The 25,153-nt window shown below is 46.0% G+C and carries 11 protein-coding genes; all 11 read right to left on the minus strand.

Annotation, left to right across the window (positions count from 1 at the left end; genetic code table 11):
- Positions 1 to 107: 107 nt before the first annotated feature.
- A complete protein-coding gene (locus AC1HCU_RS13860; RefSeq protein WP_480366852.1) occupies positions 108 to 1,790 on the minus strand; it encodes a RagB/SusD family nutrient uptake outer membrane protein in 1,683 nt (560 codons plus the stop codon).
- Between the two features lie 102 nt (positions 1,791 to 1,892).
- On the minus strand, positions 1,893 to 5,069 hold the full coding sequence (locus tag AC1HCU_RS13865; RefSeq protein WP_480366854.1) for a SusC/RagA family TonB-linked outer membrane protein: 3,177 nt from the start codon (positions 5,067 to 5,069) through the stop codon (positions 1,893 to 1,895).
- A gap of 194 nt (positions 5,070 to 5,263) precedes the next feature.
- On the minus strand, positions 5,264 to 7,849 hold the full coding sequence (locus AC1HCU_RS13870; RefSeq protein WP_480366856.1) for a DUF4962 domain-containing protein: 2,586 nt from the start codon (positions 7,847 to 7,849) through the stop codon (positions 5,264 to 5,266).
- Positions 7,850 to 8,554: 705 nt separating this feature from the next.
- On the minus strand, positions 8,555 to 10,117 hold the full coding sequence (locus tag AC1HCU_RS13875) for a sulfatase family protein (protein WP_480366858.1): 1,563 nt from the start codon (positions 10,115 to 10,117) through the stop codon (positions 8,555 to 8,557).
- 36 nt (positions 10,118 to 10,153) lie between these two features.
- Positions 10,154 to 11,500, minus strand: a complete 1,347-nt coding sequence (locus tag AC1HCU_RS13880) for a sulfatase family protein (protein ID WP_480366860.1) — start codon at positions 11,498 to 11,500, stop codon at positions 10,154 to 10,156.
- A gap of 4 nt (positions 11,501 to 11,504) precedes the next feature.
- The gene (locus AC1HCU_RS13885; RefSeq protein ID WP_480366862.1) at positions 11,505 to 14,555 is read right to left on the minus strand and encodes a chondroitinase family polysaccharide lyase; all 3,051 of its coding nucleotides are present in this window, start codon (positions 14,553 to 14,555) and stop codon (positions 11,505 to 11,507) included.
- 108 nt (positions 14,556 to 14,663) lie between these two features.
- On the minus strand, positions 14,664 to 15,836 hold the full coding sequence (locus AC1HCU_RS13890) for a glycoside hydrolase family 88 protein (protein ID WP_480371223.1): 1,173 nt from the start codon (positions 15,834 to 15,836) through the stop codon (positions 14,664 to 14,666).
- Between the two features lie 42 nt (positions 15,837 to 15,878).
- Positions 15,879 to 18,866 carry a chondroitinase family polysaccharide lyase gene (locus AC1HCU_RS13895; RefSeq protein WP_480366864.1) on the minus strand — a complete coding sequence of 996 codons (2,988 nt, stop codon included), beginning with the start codon at positions 18,864 to 18,866 and terminating at the stop codon, positions 15,879 to 15,881.
- Positions 18,867 to 18,874: 8 nt separating this feature from the next.
- Entirely contained in the window at positions 18,875 to 20,401 is a 1,527-nt protein-coding gene (locus tag AC1HCU_RS13900) for a sulfatase family protein (RefSeq protein ID WP_480366866.1), read from the minus strand.
- Positions 20,402 to 20,432: 31 nt separating this feature from the next.
- Entirely contained in the window at positions 20,433 to 21,998 is a 1,566-nt protein-coding gene (locus tag AC1HCU_RS13905) for a RagB/SusD family nutrient uptake outer membrane protein (protein WP_480366868.1), read from the minus strand.
- 16 nt (positions 21,999 to 22,014) lie between these two features.
- Positions 22,015 to 25,152, minus strand: coding sequence for a SusC/RagA family TonB-linked outer membrane protein (locus AC1HCU_RS13910; protein ID WP_480366870.1), 3,138 nt, complete (start codon positions 25,150 to 25,152; stop codon positions 22,015 to 22,017).
- Position 25,153 lies beyond the last annotated feature (1 nt).

A 25,153-nucleotide genomic window follows, 5' to 3' on the forward strand; every position in this document is an offset into this window, starting at 1 on the left:
GGGTAATAATGATCGTGAAATAGATTTTTTTTGCTCTGATATGTGAAGAACCAAACCTCATTAACCTCCCGTACAAAAGGAGGTTAATGAGGCTGTTGGTGCTGGTGTTAATATTGAGGGTTATTTTTCCCCTCCAGTTTTGAGTTTACCTGTATTTCGTCCAGCGGGATAGGAAATAGCTCATGTTTTCCTTTGATGAAATTATTTCCTGCCGGATAACGATCTTTTACGTTACCATCCGTTTTTTCATTGAACAAAACCAATGCTTCCTTTAAAAAGCCCCATCTTATTAAGTCGAACTTTCTCTGTCCTTCGAATGCGAGTTCAAAGCCTCTTTCCCAGTAGAGGGCTGTGCGAAATTTACCTGCCTCCGTGGTGTCATCTAAAAATGGGAGATCATACACTCTGGGCGCTTTCAATAAATCTTCATAATTGGCAGATGTTATTTCCGTGGCACCCGCTCTGCTACGCACACTATTCAGAAGAGTCCAGGCAGTTTGTGTCTGGTTTACCTCGTTATAAGCTTCTGCTGCCATCAAGACCACATCAGCATATCGCAGGAGACAATAATTTACGTCTGTATTGTTGGGATCCTTGTAGCCTAAGGGCATCCATTCGCGTCGCCATTTTCCGGGATACCAGTCTCTTTTGTTTTTATTTTCTGTTTTTACATGGGATGAGGTTTTGTTGTCCCATTTATATTGATAGGTGCATACCATTACATCACGACGGATATCGGAGTTTTCGAAAAAACCCTTCCATTCCGGAACTGCTCTGAAGAAGGCATTGGCTCTTCCCATATAATTCAGTGTTTCAGAGGAGGAAACATTGGGCGCTGCTACCAGAGGCCCGTTATAGGTGCCCCAGTTGCCAGAGTCTTCGTTGGATCCGTCTGCACTGTAGAAAGAGATCTCAAACAGGCTTTCCCTGGAATTTATGATGCCGGCCGAGAAACCCTTGAACAGTTCAAGATAACCTCCATTGAAAAAGTCGTGGTATCCGTTCTGTTGGAATGCTTCCCACTCGTCGATGACAGCATTAAAATACTCCTGTCGCTTGGCTTCGTCCGGCCGGGTAGATACCCCGTCCATCTGGAGACTGTAACCGGCTCTTTGCAGCAAAACGCGCATTAATAATCCACGGGCGGCACCCTGGGTTGCTCTTTCCGGTGAAGTGTTTAGATCGGCCCATGGGAGGTTTTCTTTGGCAAAGTTCAAATCGTCGATGATCTGGTCATATATGATCTCTCTGTTTACTCTTGCTCCATATGCACTTTCATAATCACCGGAATATGTCGTTTTAAACGGCACGTCTCCCCAGTATTTTACCAGGTCGAAAGCGAGGAAGGCACGGAGAAATTTTGCTTCGGCTACCAGTTGTGTCAATTTCTGGTCGGGTGTATCCGACAAGTACGCATCCATCGATTCAATTCCGGAAATAGCAAAATTGGCGCGGTCAAGTCCCTGGTACTTATAATTCCATATTTGCTCAATCCATTGATTGGTGGAGGTAAGTGTATAATGTGAAATATCCCTGCGGGTATTGTCTGTTCCTGTTCCCTGGATGTAGTAAGTATCGTCGGAACTGGGCATGGCCATCTCAAACTGGCCATAGTGCTGCAGCTTGGCAAACACGTCGTAAATGCCTATGATGGACATTTCCGCGTTGGCCGGGGAGATAAAGAAATTCTCTTTCTTATAATAAGAAGAAGGTTCTTCTATAAGAGCATCGCTGCAGGAGCTATATACAAACAATGCTATCAATAATAAAATATAGTGATTTGTTTTCATACGACTAAAATTATTTATTTTCAAAGGTGTCATATTGAACTCGCATTAGTCATGTTCTTGGGTAAGAATGATTCTCATGCTCGTTTCATTTTGTAATTTTCGTTAGAGTGTTAAATTAATTCCAAGAACAACGGTACGGCTTCTCGGATAGGCACCGAAATCAACTCCCGGGGTTAGTCCGTTTCCTCTGGTAGATACTTCCGGATCGTATCCGCTATACTTGGTCCATACGAATAGGTTGTTTCCGGTGACATAGAATCTGAGATTTCTTACGGACAGCTTGTTTGTTATCTGTTTGGGGAGTGTGTATCCCAGCGATACGTTGCTCAGCCGGATGTATGATCCGTCTTCAACAGCCCATGAATGAATGTACTTATCTCCTTCTTCCAGATCGTACCAGGCGGCAATTTTTTTCCCACTGTTGAGCGCGGCCAGTTCCGACGGATCGTTCACGATTTCTCCGGACTGATTGACGGTCATCCACCGATTTGCGCTGTTTACCACATCCAGTACGTTCTTATTGGTTCTTCCGGCTAACGTGTTTGTCAGCTTGGTTGCATTGAAAATGTCATTACCATAGTTGAATGAGAAGAAGATGCTTAAATCCAGGTTTTTATAGGTGAATGTATTGTTTAGTCCCCCGTAAAATACCGGATTAGCTTTTCCGATGATCGTTTTGTCGTTCTCGTCAATGACATCGTTGGAGTCGTCGATGTTTTTGAATTTCCACATACCCGGCTTGACATTGCTCCGGTTCCCGGAATAGGCGATGCCTTCCTTTAATGTGTAAGCATTGGTTGCAGCATCATAATCGAAATCCTCTACTCCGTAGACCCCCTCGGTCACAAATCCATAGAATAATCCCAGCGGTTCACCTACCTGTATAAGGTGAGTCTTTTGTGTATATCCAAAGTTGGCTTCTTCCAGGAAAAAGTTTTCTCCAGATAAAGCTTTGATGTTATTCTGATTGTGAGAAATATTGAAGTTGGATGTCCAGCTGAAATCTTTCCGGTCGATATTCACTGTGTTGATAGTCAGGTCAACTCCTCTGTTTTCCGTTTCTCCGATATTCCTGATCATGTTGGTATATCCGGAAGATTTCGGAAGTCTTGAGTTGAGCAACAAATTGGAACTTCTGTTGATATAGAATTCGGGGGTAATGGTAAGTCGTTGATCAAAAAGGCCGATATCGAATCCGGCATTGAATGTTTTGTTGGATTCCCACATCAAATAGGGATTGGGGATCTGCGTGGAAGCATAACCCGGTGTGATGTTGTTTCCCTGGGGATACGTGACAGAACCCAATATGGGAAGTGAGCCATAGCTTGGTATCCTGTTGTTCCCAGCCATACCATATCCTAACCGTAATTTAAGGTCAGAAAACAGATTGAGGTTCTTGATAAACTCTTCTTCCGACATACGCCATGCACCCGAGACTGCAGGGAAAAATCCCCATTTCTTCATCTCGCCGAATTTGGATGACCCGTCCATACGCATGGAAGCGGTCAACAAGTATTTGTCTTTATGATTAAAATTAAATCGGGTAAAGAAGGAAAGCAACTTGTCGTCGTAGTCCGCATAAGATTGGGGAATACCCGGTGTGGCACCCAGCGACAAATCGTTCAATCCTATGTCGTCATTCGGGAAGTTGCTTGCGCTTGCCTTGAAGTATCGATCCCATCGTTCCACGTATTCCTGGCCCAGCATCACTTCGTAGCGGTTTCCTTTACTTTTGGTGTTGTAGTTTATCACGTTTGATGTCTGGAAGCTACCTGTCTCCCTGTTGGTGATTGATCCGTTAATACTGGATCTTTTGGCGATGATTGAGCGATCACCGAAGAATACTTCATCCCGGCGTGTCTGGTAACGAATTCCGGAGCTGTTTCTGAAAGACCAGTTTTTAAGAAATTTATAGGTGAAACTTTCGCTTGCCTGTATGGTCCTGTATTCCTTGTTGTTTGTCTCCTCTTCTGCCGAAATCAAAGGATTCTGCATCACATTACCGCTATCATCCATTAACAGCGGGTCTTCGTCGCCGAGAAGGAGGTCGTCCGTACCGTTAATGCCTACTGTCGGCCTGTATTGAAGAATGTGCTGCATTTTATTGAAACGGTCTCCGTTTTCGGATGTACCCATTCCGTATACTTTTATCTGGTCATAGTTGACTCTTCCGGAGATTGAAAACTTATCGTTGGGTTTGTGGTTGATATTCAGCAGGATATTATTTTTGTCATTTCCGCTATAAACCATTGCTCCCTGATCTTTAAAAAACAGGTAGGAAAGATTATATTGCATCTCCTTTGTACCTCCGTTTAACCCGATACGGTAATTTTGGGTATAGGCGGTTCTTCCCAATGTTTCCTTTTGCCAGTCGATACCCCCGCGGTTACCGTAGTTTGTACGAATGTCGCTGAAGGGACCGTACAGTTTTTCGAAATTCTCGATGCCTGTATCCCTGTTTGCGCCGTATCTCCTTTCGTAATCCAGCAATGCAAATTCTTCGGTAGAGAGTACCGGCAGGCTGTTAGAAACATTTTTAAATCCGACATACGTATCAAACGAGATGGTTAGTTTCTGTCCGTCTTTTAAGCCGCTCTTGGTTGTGATCAATACAACGCCGTTCGCACCGCGTGCTCCATAGATTGCGGTGGCAGACGCATCTTTCAGAATATCAATTGATTCTATTTCGGAGGGATCCAGGGTGGCCATCCCATCCTCACTGGGGAAGCCGTCGATGATATAAAGCGGCTCATTGCTTTGCGTGATAGAAATTCCTCCGCGTACCCGTATCGAAATAGAGGATCCCGGGGCGCCTTCGTTTTGCAGTACTTGTACACCGGCCATTCTTCCCGCTAAGCTCTGGGTTACGTCAGCAGTCGGGACTTTTATTAGTTCCGTACTTTTCACGGAAGTAACGGAACCCGTCAGATCTCCTCTTCTGCTCGTCCCATAGCCAATGGACACGACTTCATCGAGCATCACTGAGCTGGATTCAAATGTGACATTGATATTTTTTTGTCCGTTCACAGCTATTTCCTGGGTTTTCATTCCGATGTAAGAAAACACCAGTATGTCTGTGTTGGGATTAGGGATATTAATTTGATAAACGCCATTAATATCCGTGACTACTCCGGTTGAGGTTCCTTTTATCAGAACTGTCGCCCCGATAGCCTCGTAGCCTTGTTCATCGATAATTTTACCGGTCACCACGTGTGATTGGCCGTAAGCCGTTCCGGTAAAAATTAAAAAAAACAAAAAAACTTTCAAGTAATTTCTCATAATTATTCACAGTTTAATTCAATGTTTGTTTTTCATTAAAAAATTCATGATGGAAGCAAAAGTACGTCAGATAACGTAAACGCATGTTAAAATACTTTTTTAATACTTTCAAATTTGTGTGTATTTGTTTAAATATTGTTCAAAAAAAAGGACTTTAAGTTTTTAATCTCCTGGTTTGCAGGCTTTTGATTGGTCTATATCTCAAGTTCCGGGAGTTCATCCTTTAGGATTGTGGTGATTCCGTTTTCCTGAATGGTTGTTATGTCGTCATAGATGAGTTTTATATCGTCTGTTCTGTTATCAATAGAAAACGATGCTTTTCCTTTTGGCGACAAGTTGAAAGTGATGGACCAGTTTCCGGCCCGTATCTCGGTATCGGAAATACGTTCAGGCACTATTCCTTGTTCTTTTCGATCGTGTGTGCTGATGATTGTCGCAAACCGGTAAATATTTCGCATCGGCGTAGTAGCTTCAAAATGCCAGTGGTTTTTGTAAGGTTCGAAGTATCCTTCATTGTTTGCCTTTAGCCAGTTGAGTGCAGGAGTAAAAAATTTATTGGTCATCTCCACCTCTAGTTCGTCATTCGAAAACAAATATGCATCAGAAGTCCCTTTTTCGTTCGTTGCCCGGATCTGAATTGCGTGTTCCTTTTGTACGATTGTCATTGGATTTTCTATGGTATGAAGCAGATAATTCCAATGGACCAGTGTATCGGCTTCCAATTCATCATAGATAAACACCAGGCCGGCATCTCCCAATTTTACAATATGGCGCCGGTAAGTGAGCAAGTGATTTTTGTCCCAGCCGTTTTCCGGAGAAAGGCTCAGCCCCGACTTTTCAGCACGCTCTTTCCATATGGGTGAAATGACTTCCCCGTAGGCATTGGAGGCATCTCCGGTTACATAGCTGATTTTTGTACCTTCGTAATATCTCGGTATCCATCCATACCCTTCCGTACCAATTTTTTGGCCCATACCGTTAATTAAGATCGTGTTGTGTGCACGTGTGCTGCGATGGGAAAAGAAGCTGTGAGCATCAATAAAGCTTGAATGGTGTCCGGTGCTGTAGAATAATGCTTTCCCTCCGTAAAAGGTATTGAACGCATTTTGATTGGCCAGGGCATGAGAAGTAGAGCCATAGGGACTGGAGCGAAAAGTGAACATGGCGTTCCGGTTCAAATCTTTCCAGTCAGACATGAAGGATGCCAGACCTGTCTGTGGAAAAACATACGATAAGGGCAAACCGGCCAGTTTATCTCCTTTTGGCAAAGGGGTGTTGCAATGGATTCGAAACCACGACAAGTCGCCCGGTTTTGATCCGAAGCTTTGTTTCATGATATCCGGCTCCGACTCCGATATTACTTCTACGTAATCAGATAAAAACGAGTTGTTGGTCAGTCGTGCAAGGGCATCTGCATAGGCCACCCGGGTACCTCTGGGGGTGGTCACATTTTGGTGGGAGCTGCCATTACCGCCTGATTTTGAAAAGGGGGGTTGCTGGAAGATCACATACATGGCAGAACCTTTATACCAGGGGTCTCTAAAGAAATCGTAGCCGGTTACTTTGGTGTAAAAATAGGGAACTTCTACCAGTGTGCGTATGTTTGTGTGGAAGTAGGAATCGCCATTATGCCAGGCGCCATCCTTATTTAATCCCGGAAAACGAGCCAGCCATAAGTTGTATGCGTATTCGGTCCACAGGCCTGCTTCCGGTATTTCTCCATACACGGCAAAAGCCGCCATGGTGAATATGCGGAAGTTCATTTGCCAATTGTGGTTGTCTGCGATATGGTTTTCCAGCCGATTGGCGAAATCGCTGAATATGTCGCTTCCGTTTTCTTTTATTTCATGCAGGAGCATCTTTTTCTGTTTTTCCGTTAACATTTGGTAAAAAGAATCATACGCCAGCGATGTTACGGACAAAAGGGTTGCCTGATTAAAGTCTCCCACCAGGTGTGGACTGTTTTTCCAGGATACCATCTCTTCAATCCGCTTCATGGCGTCATCCAGGTAAGCTCTTTTTTTCGTTAAGAGGTATGCCCTTGTCAATACATCGATATTTTGTTCCTCACGGTCCACAATCCTACGGCTTTCACGGGTGATCATTGCCTTTTTTTTCACCTCATTCTCCAGTTCTTCCATAAAACTTGTGTTTACGGCTTCATCGAGATTAACACGTTCCGTGTTTATGATTTCATTTGCCTTTTGAATATACCATTCGCGTTCCTCTTTTTCCCTGCTTTTTTGGATGAAATCAGTCCATTCACTCTCAAAAACCAACACCCGTGGATGCTCCCGAGGTAATTTTTCCATCAGAGATTTGTAGGAGGGAGGGATAAATTTTTCGGGATTTTCCATCACGTTGAATTGTAATATATCGGACCACTCCGTGGTGTCGCCACGTACATATCCGAATTGCCAGTACCAGGTTCCTGGAGAAAGTTCATTATCCGGGTTGTAAAATGGCCAGGAACTGCTTGCACTGAACAGCTTGTCGTTGAACGACGGATCTTTCGAAAACCGGATGCGATAATTCGTATCGTTTTCTTTGGGTTTCTTCCATGCAGGACTGTTCTCCATGTAGTAGGACTTATGATTGGACAGTGGCCACATAAACGAGACATTTTTATCCGATACCACCGCATTGTTTAATGGCGAAGGTGTTGCGCGCATCTCATGCATTAGGGTAACATCGCTTAACCTTTTGCTCGATTGAGGTTGGGCGGGTTGGCATATAGCAAATGCCAATAAAACGAAAAAATAATATGTTTTTGCTTTCATATGACTAAAATTATTTATTTTCACTAAAGTTGGATATTTGCTCGCCATGGCAAAGTACCAACAAGTTCGGCTTTGCTCATTTGACTTAACGCAAGTAATTCAAAGGTGTCATATGGAACTCGCATTCGTCATGATCTTGTATGATAATGATTTTGACAAAGTCGATTACTTCGTAATTCATGCTCGTTTCATACGGCAATATTCGTTTTTAACATATATTCAATGCTGTCTTTCGGGTCGAAATGCGGGTGTAATTTATAGCCACTTTCTTTCTTTTTCTTCTTTGCTTTTACCCGTGGTTCTCACTATATGTAGGGTGACTTAAATTCATCGGGTGCGTCTGTGGGCATTTCAAGTTTCAATTACCCGTGTTCTTCTTTAAAATATGTTTGTTGCAAAATTACCTTTTTCTGAAAAATTGGCAGGCTGAGCCCGGAATGAATAGTTTCAGATTTGTTTATTTTATTTTTAGAATTGTTCAAATGCTGTTCTTTAATCCTGTTCAATCAGTTTTTCTGCTATTTGGGGCGGTGTACCACATTATGCTTCTTGAGCGCCTTTTATGGAGTGAAGCGATCAGTCATATAACAACATGGAAGATTCTCACTGGTTGGTTGTGTATTTTAAAACAGCACTCCCATCAGAATCGGTGATGGGAGTTGCCATGAGAGTGTTTCAAAGATATATCGGTGACCGTATTGGCTGTTAATTGTACGGTATCATGTCTGCCAGGATCTTCTCGTTGAACCAGGGATCATCGATATTCTTTAGTTTTTGTCCCAGTTCAGTCAACAGCATCTTCATTTCTGCAGGATAACTATCGGGTGGGAGGTTGTTCAATTGATACGGGTCGGTTCTGTTGTCAAAGAAGTAGGTCTTTTTCAATTCTTTTGTCTCCTTGTTGATGGTCAGTGCGAGGGTGAATCTTTCGGTTTTCACTCCTCTGGTCTCGGGGAAGTAGGTGATTACTTTTCCGTTTTCATCTTTCTCTCCATCCATGTTCCGGATGTACAGTGCACTTTGTGGTAAAGAGACTTCCGATTTGCCGGTCAGCAGGTAGTCGGCGAAATTGCTACCCTGTACCTCCCCGGGTATCTGATCTTCCAGTCCGCTCAACCCCAATAATGTGGGCATAATATCGGGTGTGGAAAGTATCAGATCCACAACCTTTGGTTTCAGCCTGTCGGGATACCGGACCAGAAACGGGATGTCGGTCGATTCTGCGTAAGGTGAATTTTTGGGGTCATCGATACCCTGACTGCACAATGTTTCTCCGTGGTCCGAAGCAAACACCACTATTGTGTTATCTGCCAGTCCCAGGCTGTCCAAAGCCTTGAGAAGCCTGCCAAACTCCCGGTCTACTCCGGTAACCTGGGCAAAATAATAGGGTGCAGATGCCGCCTTCGCCATGGTGGTATCGGCATTGTCACGAATAAGCAGTTCCCCCGGTGTTTTGTTTTTGTAGAGGTTGTAGTCTTCCTCCATGCAATCGTCGAGCGAACTATAAGGATGGTGAGGTGGATTCATGCTGATCATCATGAAGAAGGGCTTGGCGGAATCTCTTTGGCCATTTCGATTATTCAGATAATCGATCGCGATATCCATTTCATGTTTGGGAGACCACTCCCTTATTTCATGTCTTTTTCCTTCGGTATCCCAGTAATGGGGTCTCTTGTGCACATCGAACGTGCCGTAGGAATACCAGAAGTCGAAACCGTGTCTCTTTCCGGGTGGTGTGTAAGCATCCCATACCGGATTTCTCTCTTCCACATAGTGTCCGGGTTTATCCGGGTCGTTGGGTGTGGGGGCATCAAGATGATATTTCCCAATGTAAGCACAGTTGTACCCGTTTTGGCTATATACATCGCTGATAGTAGTTGCGTCATCTCTGAGAGAGTTGAAAGGGCGGGTGGAGTTCACATTTAACGGCACCCCGCTTTTGTTCGGATACATCCCGGTAAGCAATGAGCCGCGGTGAGGGCTGCTCAGGGGAGTGTTGCTGTAGGCTGAAGAGAACACGACAGCCTCATCGGCAAACTTATTCAGATTGGGTGTGATCACAGGATCTCCTTTATAACGAATGTGCGATGCGTATTTTTCGCTACTCCAGAACTCCATGGCGCTGTTCCGCATCTGATCGGGAAAGACATAGATCACATTGGGCGCGCTTTGTTCGTTATTGGTGTTTGGATCTTTGCCAGCACAGGAGGCAAGAGGGATTAAGCCGATCATCCCCACGCATGAAATTGTTCTACGAAAGTGTAACATAATTGTCTATTTTAGTGGTGTAAGATGCCTGCCGCCTTATTGGGACAGGATGATCTCCCTGCCGGTAGTGGAAATTTTGTGCTGCTCCACCCACCCTTGTAGAAGGGAGCGATGATGGTTCAGGATCTCTTGATGTTTACGCTCTATTGCCAGGTTGCGGCGTTCTTTCTTATCCTTCCGGATATCAAACAGCTGTTCCCTGTATTTTCCTTTATCGTACAACACATATTTGTATTGTGGGGTTCGAACCATCCATCCCCTTGTGGGTGATTTATCAAATTGTGTCTCTGTTACGATAAACGGGTGTATTTCTTCCGTATCCTTGTCCTCAACCAGGGTCCGGATACTTTTGCCGGTGACATGGGAAGGGATCTCAACCGAGGCATAATCGCAGATGGTAGGAAGAAGGTCGAGTCCGGCGTTGATCAATTCAGGACGTTCCACGTTGCCGCTGAACGCATCGGGTGCTTTCACGATAAATGGAACGTTCACAATCTCCTCGAAGAGGGCAGACTTCTGGTTCCATTTGTTCGCTGCCACTCCATCTCCATGGTCACTGCTGAAAATAATCAAGGCATCTTCATAAAGCCCCAGCTCCACCAGCGCATCAATTATTTTTCCGATCTCGTTATCTACGGTTTCCACCAGGTGGTAATACGCATTGAGATAACGTCGCCAGTCGTCCCGGGTATAATCAATGACCGGGTAAGTAGGGAAGTGCACCTGTTGTTCCAGCCTTATTATCTCCGCTTCGTATGGAGCAGGAGAGAAGTTGGCGGGCAGGTTGGGACAATCGTCCAGGTCCGGTTCCTTTATTTCTGCAAAAGGGAGCACCTGGTTTCGGGCATACTCACAGATGTTGTGTGGATTATCGAACGAGGCTACCAGAAAAAAAGGTTTGTCGTGCTTTTGCTTCAAAAAACGAATGCAGGACTCAGCCAGTCCGTAATCGTTGTGATCATGCAGGGAGATGAAACCGAAGCTTTTTTCGTTGGCAGGGAGAGATGCCTCCGGGAGATGCCATTTACCGGCATAGGCCGACAGGTATCCGGCCGAAGTGACCAGGTTCCCCAATGTCTTTTCCTTCAGTTTCTCCGGGAAAGGAGTGTTGTTTTTCAACATTCCTTCCGAGCCTGGAGCGACTCCTGTGAACATGGCAAATCTGGATGGGCCGCTCAGGGGAGCAGCGCAGTAGGCATTCGTAAATCTGATTCCATCCTTTGCGAGCTTATCGAGGTTCGGAGTACTCACATAGGTGGCGTCCACACAACTCATTGCCTGGGCTGTCTGTTGATCGGTCATGATATAAATGATGTTTGGCTGCTGTGCAAGCAGGCTGCCTGCCCCCATCATGGCCAATCCTGAAATATGAATCTTTTTCATCCGATTATGATTTACGAATTAACAAAACCTCTTCCGATAATCCATGCTGGCATTCAAACTCGATAAGGGTACTTTCATCCGACACCTCCACAATACGTACATGGCGGTTTATCACCCCAATATTCCACCTGCCGGCAATTTTTATCTGCAGTACCGATTTACCCGAAGGGTTATCGATCCATTCTCTGGAATAGACGCTTCGTTCCACTCTTTTGCCTGCGGCGTCATACAGTTCATCGGCGGGACCTTCGTAGAAGCGGAGATCCGGATTGCATGCCGTGAGGATCAGGCTATTTTTGTCAATAAATTCAGACATCACGAGGCTGGGAAGGTTTACCTCCTGCAGCAGATCATCCGAAGAGACTTTTCCTGATTCAAACAGCACATACCCTGTTGTGTGCGTGCCAAGGTCCTGTACAATATGGGCCAGCGAATCGTGCTGAAGCACGCGATAAGGCAGTCTGCCCGCCCGGGCCTCGTTCCATGTTTTCTCTCTCTCGTTCTGTTCAGGTTGTACCAGAATCATATATTCATAAGTGCTCCCATGGGGGGCAGGCCCATGATTGATGGCGGCCAGTGCAAAGTTGTTTCGCGTGGGAAGTCCCGTCTCTTCGTGCAACGATTTTTGGTCTTCCTTGCGGAAGATCACCGTTCCGTTACGGACGAAGAAGTAGTTGTTCAACCCGTCAGACAGTCCGTTTATCTTGTTATCCCCGAGAGTTGTTCTGTATGGAAAACTTCTGTTATTGCGTCCGTTTTCAAAAAAGGGCTTGCGTTTCTCCTCGAGAAATACCTGAAACAGGGTTGTATGGGTTTCTTCGGGCAGGGCAGACTCGATATTGCTACCCAGCGCAACCACCCTGTTGTCGAAGAAGAAAACCGATTTTCTTGCCCGTAACGAACCGTTGTATTTATCGTGTTCGTGGAGTTTCATTCCGAAAGCGCCGTTTTTTCCCCGGATGGATATCCCGCCGGAAAAAGACTCGTCGGAGAGGAGCATCTCCTCGAAGCCCGACAGATCATCCAGGTTTTTCACATCGGCTTTCAGTTGCTCCATGGGAAGGACGGTGGCTGTGGTACCCGGAAAATGGTTCCAGTCCCATCCCTCCTGGCGGAAGCCGGACCCCCCATTGGAGATGGGCTCGCCGGTTGCCAGTATCTGCAGTGAACCGTGGTTCAGGTATCTTCCGTAAAGATTTTCGCCGCGATAGCCCTCACTGGCCCATAGATACCTGCTATGACCCATGGCGGTGACCATCCAGTCGCCTCTCCTGTGTACATTGAGTCCGGAATAATTGAATGTACGGTTACCAGCCGGCGATTTTTCTGCAGAATACCCTTTCGCAACGAGTGTGGCGGTAATGTCCGTTTCACGGGTGACAAGTCTCAGGTAAGCTTCGGCCATCTCCTTGTCGATGTCGTGCTTCCCGTCGGGGGAACCTGCCAGCGCCAGCAATCCGAACTGTTCCGGCTCCAGGCTCCCTTCCCCGTCGGGGTGTCTTCCCGAGAGCGACAGCGGCCATGTTTGCAGGTTACAGTATATCCGCATGGATAGCAGCGCTTTTTTTAATATCCGGTGGCTCTGTTCCGATATTTTGAAAGGGGTGTTTCTCAGCAGGTAAACTGCTGCTACCGCCCCGTCGAGTCCCCCCACCGCGTAGGCCGGATAATTGTGGCGATGGTGAAACATGGTGCCGTCAATCTTGAAAGTTCCCCGTGTGCCATCGGCATATTGATATCCGTTGTCGAGCCACCTTGTAAATGCATGCAAGTAGCGTACTTTCTCAGGCTGTGAGCCGATCATCAGGATGCTGGTCAACCTGCCAATCAGATTGGTGTTGAAGGTATCCACATCCATTCCCGGTATCAGAGGTGCCGTTTTTACTTCTCCTGTGCCGGCAAACCATTCCATGGCTTGTTGCATTTGATTTTTCAGTTGATGGCGCTCCAATACCTCCGCCATCAGAAAAACTGCCGGATAATAATTGCGCATGCTGTAGCCGAGGTGATGAAGGGTACCCATGGCGCTGCCTGCCTGAAAACCCTGATCAAGCATATGGCGTATCATTTTTATAAACAGCTCCTCCAGTACATTTTTCTCTGCTTCATCATCCGACAGGTTGTATGTCACGGAAAGATTGAGCAATGTTTTATTGAATTTGCTCAATCCCATAATGTTATCATATATCAGGGAGTACTTCTCAGCTCCAAGTACCTGATAGGTTTCGCCGAACCGCTCAAAGAAGAGAGGTACACCTTTGAGGCTACCATTGGGATTTTCTGTGATACGGTATGCATCCACTTCGGCCTGCAACATATGCAAAGGTTTTGCTTTTTCCCCTTTCAGCAAATACTCCCTCACCCGTTTTTCAATCTGATCGATATCGCCGATTTCTGCCGTAGTGGCATTTACCATAGGAAGGTCGAACTCTTTAAGCCACGATTCATGCAGGATAAGCCAGTGATTTGTGGTACCCCGGTTGATGAAGGGGGCCTGCATGTCGGCTGTGTGGTGCCGTGCATCTTGCATCGACGACAGAATCACATGATCGAAATAGAGCGTGCCCGAATCGAGAGCCGGGGCGCTGAAACGTATTCCATCCATTCCCTCTTCCGGTCTTCCCTCCATATCCCTGTCGAAGGCGATCCAGGCTCCTCGCCAACCGGTAAAATCCAGCCCGTAGTCAAAATAGGATGTTACCTTGCCCTTTTTCAGAAACTCCACCCGTAATTTTTCATTTTTTATCGGTTTTTCCGAATAAATCCAGAATACAAAAGTGGATATCTGGGGATCTGTACTCGTTGCAGGTTGCACGTAATCGATCCTGTCATGAATGCTCCAATAAGAATTGGGGCTGTTCCATGTCCACTTCAGGCTATGCTGGAGATGCTTATAGTGTTCGGAAGAGAAAGTCAGAGCAGATTGTGCATCATGATCCGGCAGATCATCTTGTTCGAACGAAATAATTGCATCATGGGTATACTCTTTGAAATCTTTGGAAAAAGATAAAAAGAAAAAGCACAGATTCAAAAATATAAATAAAAGTTTCTTCATTATCAAAGCTTCTTTCGGGGATCATGATGAGGAATCGCTTATATTTTAAACTATCATTCCCCGCTGATCCTGTTCGTGATTGTCCGGGCAAAGTCCACTATGGGAGTATCAGGGATTTTCTACATTCTTTTTACGTGTCAATGCCTCCAGAAAGTAATAGTCGGCGTAATTGATGGGGACATCTATTTCGTTGCCGTGAGGGATGCTTCCCACGGAGTGCATCAGTACAAAGTTGCCGTTTGTACCCACAATTGCCTTGTATGCATCGCCGGCAAGCGAATTCATTATTTTATCGGCAGTATCCTTGTATTCTTTTTGTCCGAGGGCGACCAGCTCATATAAAGCCGAGGCCGTGACGGCAGCAGCCGAAGCATCCCGGGGCTCGTTGGGAATATTGGGGGCGTTAAAATCCCAGTAGGGTACCAAGTCCTCTGGAAGATTTTTATGGGTGAAGATATAGTTATAAATATTGTGTGCCATTTTCAGATAACGTTCGTCTTTTGTATACCTATAGGCCACGGTGAATCCATATATTCCCCATGCCTGTCCCCGTGCCCAGGCCGATTCGTGTGCATAACCCTGTGCATTCTGTTTGCTTCTTACGCCACCCTGCTCCTTGTCGTAATCCACTACATGATAACAGCTCCAGTCATCTCTGTAATGGTTTTCCATGGTCGTATTGGCGTGTGATACAGCTATCTTGTAATAAGTGGAGTCACCTGAAATCTCGGTAGCATTAAACAGCAGTTCCAGGTTCATCATGTTGTCGATGATTACCGGACACATCCATCCCCGCTTCCCCTGCCATCCTCTGTCCTCATCCCAGCTTTGGATCACGCCTGCGGCAGGTCTGAACCGCGTGGCCAGCGAATTGGCCGCTTCCACAATCACCTCTTTATATGCCTCATTGCCGGTGACTCTCAAGGCATTTCCAAAGCTGCAGTTGATCATGAAACCCACATCGTGGTGCCATTTGAGGTGTTTGATTGTGTCAAGGTTCTCGGTATACTTAATCCCTGCATTCATCCATTTCGGATCTTTTGTCAGGTCGTACATGTAAAACAGGGTTCCGGGGAAGAATCCGCTGGTCCAGTCATCTTTGGGTATGTATTGTACATAACCGTTTTCAACGGTTCTGGGGTTTAATATTTTGCCCGACTCTTCGATCACCTTTACCTGGTATCCTATTTGCTGTTCTGCTGTATTTATTACATTGGCAAATAAATCGTCTGCCCCGGCCTGTGGCATCTTACCGTTTTTCTCTGTACATGCTCCCAGCATGAAGGTCAGTAAAAAAAGAATGGTGAATTGTTTCATCTTCTGTTATTTAATATTTATTGGATTATTATTTCTGAATGACTGATCTGGGTTCAGCGTAAACTCAACCGGTATTCCATCGTGGCACACCACGGAGATTGTCGTATTGTTTCCTTCTGTATGAAGCGACACGGATGGGGGAGCATCTGCCAAAGTGTAATTTCCCTTCAGGGTAATCTCCCTGGATACCGTCTTACTTTCTGTGGAAGTTGTATAGGTATACTCCCCCAGATGAAGATCGGGGTCGCACACACTTATCTTTAGCTCGTTATCCCGGTGTTGCAGCATGATCATGATTTCCTTGTCACTTTTTTCCAGGTAGGTGTCGTCCGCAGCACTGAAATCTTCAAAAATCGCATATCCTCTTACATTGCTCAATTTGTCATGAACAATATGCGCTGTTTCATCTTTTCTGATGGTCTCATACTCGGTGATTCCCTTATTTAGTTGTCTTATTTGCGATTTGGTTGCATCCAACAGAATCATATACTCATAGGAATCGTTTCGTGGAGCTTCTCCATGATGGATATAGGCTGTGGCAAAATTACCTCGGGTATGCTCCGTCCTTTTATTTTCCTTGGACTCCTGTTCCCTCTTCTCAATGGAAACAGATTGTCCCGGCGGCAGAAAATAATAATCACCTGTCAGGTTTTTTATGACAAGTGGCTCTTTCCTGTTTTTGTTGATTTCCTGTCGAAAAGGGAATTGATTCACCTTTTCCCCGTTTATCTCCAGTGACTGTTCCAAGGATGCCAGTTTCTGCTGGAAGAGTGTGGTTTCGGTGGGATAATCCCCGTTGTCGTTTCTGATGGCTGTGCCCAGGGCAATGATCCTGTTTCCAAAAGCAAAGACAGACTTATGAGCGTTGAAGGAGGGCGTGAAATTTTTTCTGTCCCGTTCTCCCAGTTTCATGGCAAACATGCCAAATTCACCCTTGTTGAATTGTGAAGCACCGGCAAATGTGTGCGGTTGTCGCAGCATATCGCTCTCGGTGAAGGGAGAATTGAGTAGTTCCAGGGGCAGGCAGATGGCGGTTGTGCCCGGATTTCTGTTCCAGTTCCATCCTTCCTCACTGTATCCGGAAGCTCCCTCTGTAATGGGATATTCCTTGTTCATCGCTTCATGGGCAGGAGTACCGATTATTTGCAGAGAGCCATAGCTCTGATATCTTCCGAACCGGTTGTCACGGACGTATATCTCGCTTCCCCAGATGTTCCGCGTGAACCCTTTCATTGATACCATCTTCTTATTGTACCGGTATATACCCTGCGAAGCGTAATTGTAGACATAAAACCCTTTTGGATATGCGTTGACAGAGATACCATCTTTTTTAAATTGCTGAATAAGGGCGTTGTCTTCGGAGTATCGTTTCATTCCTTCCATTAAACGAAGGTATTCACCGGCAAGTTCCCTGTCTGTTTCGACCGGCACCATGGCTGTATAGGCATAGGTGAGTATACCGTTTTTATTAATGGATCCGTTGAAAGGATGTCTTCCGGCCACACCTATTCCCCAGTCTCTCAGGTTTGTTTGCCGGGAAAGCGATAACAATGCGAATTTCATTACCGCAAAAGCGTCTTGATCCAATGTAAACCGTGTTTTGTTCACACACTTCAGGTACTTTCCCACATAGGATAGTCCGGGAACAGAATAAGCCGGGTAGTGTCCCCCATGGTGGAATGCGGTTCCATCGACCTTGATGCCACCGATGGTGCCGGGAGAAAACCGCAAAGAGCCGCTGACCCACCTTGCGAGTGCTTTCATGTCCCTCAACCGCTCATGCTCCGTTTCACCCCACAGCGCACAGGCTAACCGGGGAATGAGCAGGGTATTCCACGAGTCGGTGATTTCATCCCTCAGTTTATTGAATGGTTGTCTCGTTTCCTGTAGCCCGCTCCAGTAGGTCACTGCTTTTCTCGTTTCCTCCCACAGGTTGTTCGCGCGAAGCACATCTTCCATCCACCAGATAGCGCCAAAGATATCCCTGATCTGGTACCCGTAATGGTGATTGGTGCCCATGCCGCTTTCCCAGGCAAAACCCTGATTAAGCATATAACGGACTGTTCTCACAAATACTTCTTTTGCTGCTTTATCGCGATCGGCATACCATCCGCGGGCGGACAGATCGATAAGTTTATCGAGCTGGCCAAAATGAACGTCACCCGCCTTGGCATTGTCATTTTGCATCAGCGGTGCTCCCTTTGTTCCATCTTCTGAAATGGAGAAGAGTTCCACCATCTGTTGCAGGTCCCTTTTCTCCGCGTCGGAAAGAACTCCTTTTCTCAGCATCTGCTTCACGTGGTCATAAACAAGGGCCAGGTCGGCCGATTCGGCCAACGTCACGCTTGCCGGCATTTCCATGTCATGCTGTTGCTGTTCCCATTTATGAAGTAGGCCCCAGTGCCATATCTCCCGGTTGAGATGGCGGTTGTTTTCCGGTATTTGTGCATCGGGCGTAGCCTGGCGATCCACATAAGAGGCAAACTCCATTCTATCGAGCCATAATTGCCCCGCAGGAACATTATCTGGGGATACAATTTCCATGGAAACAACTTGCTGTGATGACGTTTTTCCTCCGTCGGGTGTCCACATATCACTAAAGGCAATCCAGGCCGCTCTCCATCCTGTGAAGTTGAGGTGAAAATCGAAACGGTACTGTATCACATCGTTTGCGTCCCTGAACCGGAAAACGACGGGATTTTCCTGCGGTATTTCGTTGAATACCCAGAGCTTGATGCCGCTCCTCTGGTCGAAGGAAGAGGTTATATCATGAATGGCGGTGTCAGTGAAAGACAGTACGGCATTTTCAGACTTCCAGTTCCAAAGGAGGGATTGAGATCCGTCTTTGTAATATTGCCGGCTGAGCATGAGTTCACTCTTTCCCTCTTTCACCTGAATGGTGGAGGGTATGGAGGAATCTTCAAAATGATGCGCAAAGAGTATATTTACACCAATGAGCATCGACAAAAGAGATATGACAGTCTTTTTTTGCATGTTACATGTCAATTATTTGATCGGACAGAATCGAGCATGTCAGATAGTTTTCTGACTATGGCAGGATACTTCCCGGCCACGTTGTTCTTTTCAGCAGGATCTTCTGCAGTATGGTACAGTTGCGGCCTGGGGGAGTTCCCCAACTCAATGCCGGTCCACTGTTCGATGGCAGGATGTTCATCGGGCTCCAGATATTTCCAGCCCTCTTTGGAGATGCTTAATGCATTATTCAGATTCTGATGAATAATAAAATCTCTGTCCTTATTCCCCCTGCCCAATAACACGGAGAGTGCATCTTGACTATCGGGTGCAACCTCCTCTTCCAGCGATTGATCCAACAAAGTGGCCATGGAGCGCAACAAGTCAATCTGTGAGAAACGGGCAGGCTGTATGCCTGCTTCGATTTGATTCTTCCAGTAAACAATGAGTGGTACCCTTGTGCCGGCCTCAAAGAGGCTGTATTTTCCACCCCGGTACATACCCATTGGCGTGTGCCCATTTAGCAGTTCAAATGCCCTGTCCTGATACCCATCGTCTATTACCGGACCATTATCGCTCGAGAAGATGATGATCGTGTTATCCAGTAACTGCCTGTTTTCCAGGATCTCTGTTATTTTTCCCACTGTCCAATCCAGTTGAAGGATCACATCACCCCGGTCTCCCAGTCCGCTTTTCCCTCTGAAGTCGGCATGGGGAACCCTCGGCACATGAATGTCGTGTGTGCCGAAGAAGAGGAAAAAGGGTTTTTCCCTGTTCTCAGTGATAAATTTTTCTGCTTTGGTGACAATGGTTTGTGCAATCTCGTCGTCTTTCCAGAGAGCCGACTTTCCTCCTGTCATATATCCGATTCGGGAGATGCCGTTCACAATGGTATTGTCATGTCCCTGACTGGGTTTTAACGTCAGTAACTCCGGGTTTTCCTTTCCCGTGGGCCAGTCGCCCACTTTTTTTTCGTAATCTACGTAGATGGGGTCGGCTGGATCAAGGTTTACCACCCGTCCGTTTTCCACAAATACACAGGGGACGCGGTCGACCGTGGCGGGGATAATAAATTCATAATCGAAACCGATGTCACTGGTATTGGGAGAGATGTAACTGTTGAAGTCGGGTCCTGACTCCGGGCCGAGTCCCAGATGCCATTTCCCGATGGCCGCAGTTGTGTAGCCTGCACGTTGAAACAGGTCGGCCACAGTCACGGTGGCAGTATCGATGAGCAGGCCGGAATTGCCAGGAGCAATTCCGGTATTCTCTTTTCGCCAGGGATAAATGCCGGTAAGCATCCCGTAACGCGAAGGTGTACTCATGGCGGAAGTAGCGTAGGCGTTTGTAAAACGTAACCCTTCATCCGCCAGCCTGTCGATATTAGGCGTTCTCACTTGTGTGGCACCGTAACAACTCAGATCCCCTATACCCAGGTCATCAGTGTAAATAAGGATCACATTGGGGCTGGTCACATTCCTTTCATGTGATTTGCTCTGGCATCCACTCAAAATAGCCGTACCGGCAATTATTCCTGTAAAAATTCTGTAGTTCATTACCTGATCACTCCATTGATTTGGAGATTATTTACCACAGAGGATTTTGGGATAGTTCCGTATTGATGGCCAGTTCTTTTAAGGGTATGGGAAGAAATTCATGCTTCTTCTGAGTCCTTTCAGCGAATGCTCTTGCAGTGGAGTAGTTGCTGCCTCCGGGCCAACGTTTGTCGTAAGTGGCCTCGCCGAGTGCCTGGATGGCTTCCGTGTAGATACCCCATCTTACCAGGTCATACTTACGCAACGATTCGAAACAGAGCTCCCTGCCTCTCTCATCACGCACTTCCTGTTGAAATTCTGCATAAGATAGTCCTGAGAGCGGAGCAATGCCGGCTCTCTCTCTCACGATATTGATTGCCTCGTAAGCGAGCGCTGTAGGTGACTGATTCACCTCGTTTTCTGCTTCAGCCAGCATCAGCAAGACATCGGCATAACGGATGACCGGATAATTTTCCTGTGTATAATTTTTGTGTCGGGGCATCGAGGTTTCCCATTCTCTTCTGAATTTACCGCAGGCACGCTGTACGATCTGGCTATTACTCCAGTTGATATAATTGTCTTTTGCATCAATCTGGTAGGGAGCCATGGAGAGATCCCTACGCTTATCGGTACTGTCGAACAGATCCCAGAGTATGAGTGATCCGCCGTAGAACCAATAGCTGTAGCCCAATCCTTCGGTTGAACCGTTTTTCTGGATGTTACCGATTACATTTCCAATTCTGCCATCTGTCCAGTTCCCATCGAGTTCCCTTGCACCAATAAACTCAACCTCCCACATTGATTCGTTGTACTGGGTGTCATACCTGTCACTGGCCATTCTTTTCCACATCTCATACACATCGGGGTTGAGCGCATGTTTGTTTGCATCTTTTACTGATTTGGCATACGTTGCAGCTTTTTCATAGTAAGGTTTCCCTCCGTTGGTAGGATATCCCGCCCGGGTGAGGCATACTCTGGCGAGAATCCCTTCAACCACCGTCTTTTTTACATACGAAGGGCGATCATCGTACATCTCATCATCCACCATGCTAATTGTCTCTTCCATCTCGGCAATGATCCAGTCCAGGGCCTCGGCCTGTGGTGTGGGTTTGAGCGCAGATTTGGAAACGTCTTTAAAGGATTCTTTCCGGATGGGTACATCCTTCCACGCCTGTACAACCAGAAAATGGTAATAGGCTCTCAGAAACTTAGCCTCTCCCTTTATGCGGTTTTTTACCGTTTCATCCATATTGGTATTTTCAATTCTTTCAAGCAGTATGTTTGCACTTTCAATTCCTTTATAGAGGGAACTCCATGCACTATAAATGTCAGTGTTGCTGGTGTTGTGATCATTTCCATATACATGGGTCACCGTTTGTGTGGCCGGACGGACATAAAAACTCAAATCATCCACGTTGGAAATCATGCATGAGTACCGGTTACCGTACACATTCTCCGTGGCCATTGCCGAATAAACTCCGGCGAGTGCCATCTGTGCGTCGTTTTGATTTTGAAAAAAATCTTCAGGTGAAACAAAATCATAAGCACGCGTATCAAGAAAGTCACTGCAGGAATGCAGGCCGAACGCGAATAACAGTATAAATATTATATTCTTCATTTTGTGATGCTTTTTATTAAAAGGTCAGATTAAGAGAAAGTGAGTAATTTCTGGAGCGCGGGTAGGGTGACCAGTCAAATCCCGGTGTCAGGACCGTGTCTCTTGTAGACACTTCTGGATCGTTTCCGGAATAAGAGGTGATGGTCCATAAATTCTCTGCAGAGAAAGCGATTCTTGCCGCAGCAATATGCATTCTGGAAAGTAGTGCAGGCTGGAAGTTATATCCGAGAGAGAGCGATTTCAACCTGACAAAAGAACCATCTTCAATATACAAGCTGCTGTATTCCTGTGAGCCTACAGCCTGGGATCTGGGAATATCGCTTAGTGCATTCTCTTCAGTCCAACGGTTGGCATAGGCAGCAAACATGTTTGTATGTCTCTTTCCTGCGGGATTTTCAAACATCATGCGGTTGGCATTTAGCAGGTCATTACCCAGGCTGAACTGGAAGAAGAAACTCAAATCAAAATTTTTATACACAAAGTTATTGTTCAACCCGCCGATCGCCTTGGGATGTCCCTCTCCGATCATGGTTTTATCTTCGTCATTGATCACTCCGTCATCATTGATATCGGTATAACGCGGGTCGCCCGGCCTCGATTGATTGGAGAATAAAACCACTCCTTCTTTCGGGGTATATACTGTTGTGCCATTATCATTCTGTGTGATATCAAAATCGCTTTGCTTGTAGGTTCCCTCATAAAGATATCCGTACATCAATCCGGCCGGACTGCCCACAGGACTGATGTAAGCAGGCATTGTTCTGTATTTGTTATCCCAGTACACCGAATTAGTCATGGATGTCTGATTGTCATTGAGCCGGGTGATTTTATTTTTGTTAAATGAAATATTAAATGCAGTGTTCCATTGGAAATCTTTATTTTGAATATTGGCTGTCTGAATGGAGAACTCAAATCCGCTATTCTGTAATTCTCCGATATTCATCATTGCGGAGGTGTAACCTGATGAAGGAGCCAGGTCGGCCTGCAAGAGCAAGTCGCGGGTATTCTTGATGTAGTAGTCTGCAATAATATTTATCCTGTCGTTCCAGAAACCCAGATCGACCCCCACATTATATTGTTCTGTTGTTTCCCATTTCAGGTTTTCGTTTTGCATGTTTGTAGGCAGATAGGCGATGTATTTATTGCTGTCGAAAGGGTAGAAGGAATTATCGCCCGTTTCCAGCATTCCCCTGTAGGCATAGTTGTCTACCCTGTTGTTTCCCGTCTCCCCGTAACTGAGTCTGAGTTTCCCGTTTGTCAGAAGTTCATTGTCTTTCAGGAAATCTTCCCGACTGAAAGCCCATGCCAATGAGGTGGAGGGAAAGTATCCCCACCTGTTTTTGGGAGCGAACTTGGAAGATCCGTCAGCCCTGAACGATGCTGTCAGATAGTATTTGGAGCGGTAATTGTAGTTCACCCTGGCAAGATAGGACGCCAGTGTGTTTTCTCCTTTGGAAGATCCGATCGAGGGCACGCTGCTGCTTTTTCCAAATCCTGCCATTCCGAAGATTTCATTGGTGATAAACGTGCTGGTCATGTCATGATCGTAGTAGCTTTCTTTCTGGAAAGTGACTCCCCCCAACAGATTTACATTATGTCCCTTTTTCCCGAACTGATAAGTCAATGTATTTTCGTTAAGAAGCCTTTCGGTGTTAGATTGACGGTAAAAGGCATTGATACCTCTGTATTGTGAGTTCTTGTCGTGATAAAAACCGGTTTTGGTCTTTGAGTTGTTGAACTGTTCGTTGGTGTAGTTAACCAGCTGGTAACCACCCGTAGCTCTGAAACGCAGATTTTTTATAATTTCATATTCCGCCATCCCGTTGATACTTAAATTATCGGTGGTGGTTTTGCGATACTCGTTATATGCCGACAAGACAGGATTAAACCGGTAATCTTCGGTCATTTCAATGGCGTCATCATACAGTTCTTCCATGAGGTTTGCCCCTGTGGGAGATACCGGGCGATATCCCCATACACTGTACATTAGGGCGTTACTCACCGAGGTGGATCCTCCTGTGGGATCAGCTCCATTTCTGACGGTGCGGCTGGCATTTGAAATAACCCTCAGGCGCAGCTTGTTATTGAATAATTTCTGATCGAGGCTTACGCGACCCTGATATTTGTCTAAGCTTGAATTGACGATGATCCCTTCCTGATTCATATAGGATCCTGAGGTGGAGTATTGCAAATCACCCTGCATACCTGAGAGTGACAGGTAGTGGTTGTTGGTGATGGCACTCCTGTAGATGGCATCCTGCCAGTCATATTCAGGCTCAGTCAAATAGTCGTTGAGTGTTCTTCCATCGCGGAGGTAGTTGAGCGCAAAATCTTCCTCATTCATAATTTCCTGCTGTAACTCAACAAACTGATACCCGGATAGTAATTCCTGTGTTTTGGCAATATTACTCACCGTCACGTTGCCGTTATATTCAATTCGTGGTTTTCCGGTATTTCCCTTTTTGGTGGTAATTATCACCACACCGTTGGCTCCCCGTGATCCGTAAATGGCTGTTGCCGATGCGTCCTTTAAAACGTCGATTGATTCAATGTCATTCGGATTCAATGAACCCATGTTGCTTGATTCCAAAGGGAATCCGTCCACGACATAAAGCGGTTCTGTACTTTGTGTCAGTGAGCCTGCGCCCCTTATGGTAATATTAAAGTTATCACCCAGGCCGCCATCCTTCGATGATACCTGTACTCCTGCTATCCGCCCGCCCAGCGATTGTGCAATGTTGCTTACAGGAGTCTTGATAATTTCCGACATGTCGGCTTTGGCCACCGATCCGGTCAGATCTTTTCTCCTTACGTCTCCATAACCTACTGCCACTACTTCTAGTTCCTGGATTTGTATTGAAGACTCACGCAGGGTAATTTTAATCTCTGTTTGGTTGCCCACTGTAATCTCCTGTGAATCAAAGCCTATATAGGAAGCTTCGATTACGTCATTCGGACTTGCCTGAATGGTAAATTCACCGTCATAATTTGTCACTGTGCCTTTTGTAGTTCCTTTGATGATGATATTCACTCCTGGGAGTGTTTCTCCTCTTCCATCCACTACGACACCCGAAACATTGACCTGAGCCAATAAGGATATCGGAAGCAACAGCAATAAGACAAGCGATACTGTTTTTAGATTGATTACTTTCATT

It is taken from the genome of Proteiniphilum sp. LBM24028 (assembly GCF_056629195.1).

Bases quoted from the DNA above. Each gene is read 5' to 3' on its own strand.
- AC1HCU_RS13880 (WP_480366860.1), bottom strand. From the start codon at position 11,500: ATGAAAAAGATTCATATTTCAGGATTGGCCATGATGGGGGCAGGCAGC.
- AC1HCU_RS13905 (WP_480366868.1), bottom strand. From the start codon at position 21,998: ATGAAGAATATAATATTTATACTGTTATTCGCGTTCGGCCTGCATTCC.
- AC1HCU_RS13875 (WP_480366858.1), bottom strand. From the start codon at position 10,117: ATGTTACACTTTCGTAGAACAATTTCATGCGTGGGGATGATCGGCTTA.
- AC1HCU_RS13865 (WP_480366854.1), bottom strand. From the start codon at position 5,069: ATGAGAAATTACTTGAAAGTTTTTTTGTTTTTTTTAATTTTTACCGGA.
- AC1HCU_RS13890 (WP_480371223.1), bottom strand. From the start codon at position 15,836: ATGCTGGGAGCATGTACAGAGAAAAACGGTAAGATGCCACAGGCCGGG.
- AC1HCU_RS13860 (WP_480366852.1), bottom strand. From the start codon at position 1,790: ATGAAAACAAATCACTATATTTTATTATTGATAGCATTGTTTGTATAT.
- AC1HCU_RS13895 (WP_480366864.1), bottom strand. From the start codon at position 18,866: ATGCAAAAAAAGACTGTCATATCTCTTTTGTCGATGCTCATTGGTGTA.
- AC1HCU_RS13900 (WP_480366866.1), bottom strand. From the start codon at position 20,401: ATGAACTACAGAATTTTTACAGGAATAATTGCCGGTACGGCTATTTTG.
- AC1HCU_RS13870 (WP_480366856.1), bottom strand. From the start codon at position 7,849: ATGAAAGCAAAAACATATTATTTTTTCGTTTTATTGGCATTTGCTATA.
- AC1HCU_RS13910 (WP_480366870.1), bottom strand. From the start codon at position 25,152: ATGAAAGTAATCAATCTAAAAACAGTATCGCTTGTCTTATTGCTGTTG.
- AC1HCU_RS13885 (WP_480366862.1), bottom strand. From the start codon at position 14,555: ATGAAGAAACTTTTATTTATATTTTTGAATCTGTGCTTTTTCTTTTTA.